Here is a 1,981-nt window from a genome sequence, read left to right as displayed (position 1 = left end):
CGTCCGGACAGTCCCGGTGAACTGCGGTGGCTCTGTCTTCGCGCGGGTGGGGAGGCGCTTCCACACCTTCCCGACGACAGCTCGCGGCTGCCGGAGCGTCCCATGCCGTGGTCCGTGGAGTGACTGCGGCGGACCGCGCTCAGCGCACGTCGAGCAGCTCGTCCTCCACGTCGGCGTCATGGTCCTTGCGGCGGCTGACCTTGACCGGAGACGGCACGCCTTCGACCTCTTCGCGGTGTTTCACGATCTCCGTCCGGATGATGTAGCCGATGAAGATGAAGCCCATCAGCGCGAACAGGATCCACTGGATCGCGTAAGACAGGTGCGGGCCGGGGTCGTCGGTGGGGGAGTCGAATCCCCCGAGGGTGCCTTCGCCCGCGGGGCTTTCGCTGATGACGCGGCCGTAGGCGCCGGTGATCACATCGCCGTCGACGAGCTTCGCGATGGCCGGGAGATTGATGGTCGGCACCTGCCCTTCGGGGGCGCCACGGCCCGAAGCAGGAAGCTGCTCGCCCGGGCGCAGACGCACGGTGACTTCGGCTTCGCCCTCGGGCGGCGCAGGCACGGAATCCGGAGCGTCGCCGTCGCCCGGAGGTACCCAGCCCCGATCGACGATGAAAACGCGGCCGTCGGCGTCGCGGAACGGCACCAGCACCTCGAAGGCGCTGGTTCCTCCGTGCGGGCGGTTTCTCACCAGCAGCTGTTCGTCGGCCAGATACTCGCCCTGCAGGGTCACCGGGCGCCACTCATCCGAGGGGTCGAGCGCGCCGTCCTCCCCGACGAGGTCTGCCAGGGGGACAGGCTCGGCGTCGTAGTTCTGCTCGACGAGCTCGATCTGGGCGGCTCTCGTCTCGTTCCGCTCGAACTGCCAGTTCGACAGGAAGACGCATGCGATCGCGAATCCGATGGCGATCAGCACGTAGACGCCCCACCGGAGCAGTCGCTGACTCATGCGGGAGCCCCGTCACGAACGGTCACCGGGAAGTCCCGCGCCGCGAGGTAGTCGCGGAGGTAGTCCACGTGCTCGTCGCAGGCGAGCCAGATCTTCTCCCGGTCGGCGGCGTGGATGCGGGGGTTGCGCCATACGACCTGTCTGGTCGCCGCGCTCCGGCAGCCGGCGCGCGAGCATTCGAGCTCTGTCATCGGTCCTTCGGGCCTTCGTGGATCGTGAACACCTGCGGGCCGGTCGTCTCATTCGCGATCGGAGCGGGCCCGGGAGCCTCCAGCTCCTGTCGCGGCGACTCGGCTGTCATCTCGGTGCTGTCGCTGCCCGCGTTGGCGAACACCACGGCGATGTACGGGAGCACGGCCGCGCTGATCCCGAAGACCCAGGTGTACCATCCGTACGGCTGCACCAGCACCATCAGGGCAAAGCAGGCTATGCGGATGGACATCGTGAGCACGTAACGACGCACACGGTGGTCACCCTCATCCTGCGGAGACTGCGGCAGGGAGGTGACGGCCGGGATTTGACGCGCGTTCTTCACGATGCCTCAAGCCTACGCCGGTGCGGACCTCCCGGCGTGCCGCTTCTGCCGCGGATCAGCGCGAGAAGATGAACGGCAGGCTGAACGCTCCGACGAACAGGAAGCTGATGATGATGCTGATGAGCGTGAAGGCGCCGATGGCGATCATCGCATAGCCGAGGATCAGGCCCGCGATGGCCATTCCTCGTCCTCCGACGCTCGGATCGCTCTTGGTCTGCTTGAGCGCCATGTGACCGGTGATGACCGCGGCGATGGAGGCGAGGATCGGGAGGATCGCCCAGATGAGGACGACACCGGCGATGCCGCACACCAGGGAGGTGACGGCGAGTCCGCTCGTGGGACGCGGTGGAGCAAGCGGGTACGTCGGTGTCCCATAGGCTCCGTAAGGGGTCGCGGTCCCGTGATTCGGCTGCACCGGCCATACCTGCGGGGCCGGGGCGGCATACGCAGCAGTGGACCCGGGGTACGCCTGGCCGGGCTGAGGGGGCTGGACG

Annotated in this window: 4 protein-coding genes; all 4 read right to left on the bottom strand. The window is 67.8% G+C overall.

The features are described from left to right. Window positions 1–139: 139 nt before the first annotated feature. Window positions 140–952: an SURF1 family cytochrome oxidase biogenesis protein gene (locus tag AX744_RS09590; protein WP_046749138.1), complete on the bottom strand. Its 813-nt coding sequence runs from the start codon at window positions 950–952 to the stop codon at window positions 140–142. Then, the gene (locus AX744_RS09585; RefSeq protein WP_046749137.1) at window positions 949–1,143 is read right to left on the bottom strand and encodes a hypothetical protein; all 195 of its coding nucleotides are present in this window, start codon (window positions 1,141–1,143) and stop codon (window positions 949–951) included. Before AX744_RS09585 ends, AX744_RS09590 begins: the two co-directional genes overlap by 4 nt. Continuing rightward, complete coding sequence (locus AX744_RS09580) at window positions 1,140–1,487, bottom strand: DUF3099 domain-containing protein (RefSeq protein ID WP_058633205.1); 348 nt, start codon at window positions 1,485–1,487, stop codon at window positions 1,140–1,142. The genes AX744_RS09585 and AX744_RS09580 overlap by 4 nt, the downstream gene beginning before the upstream one ends. 55 nt (window positions 1,488–1,542) lie before the next feature. Next, the coding region (locus AX744_RS20655) for a DUF4190 domain-containing protein (RefSeq protein ID WP_197429204.1) at window positions 1,543–1,981 on the bottom strand (439 nt) is incomplete at its 5' end.

It is taken from the genome of Microbacterium sp. CCH5-D1 (genome assembly GCF_001557335.1).
GTDB classification, from domain to species: Bacteria; Actinomycetota; Actinomycetes; order Actinomycetales; family Microbacteriaceae; genus Microbacterium; species Microbacterium oxydans.
The sequence above is the reverse complement of the archived record's forward strand: the minus strand, read 5'-3'. Positions and strand labels throughout refer to the sequence as shown.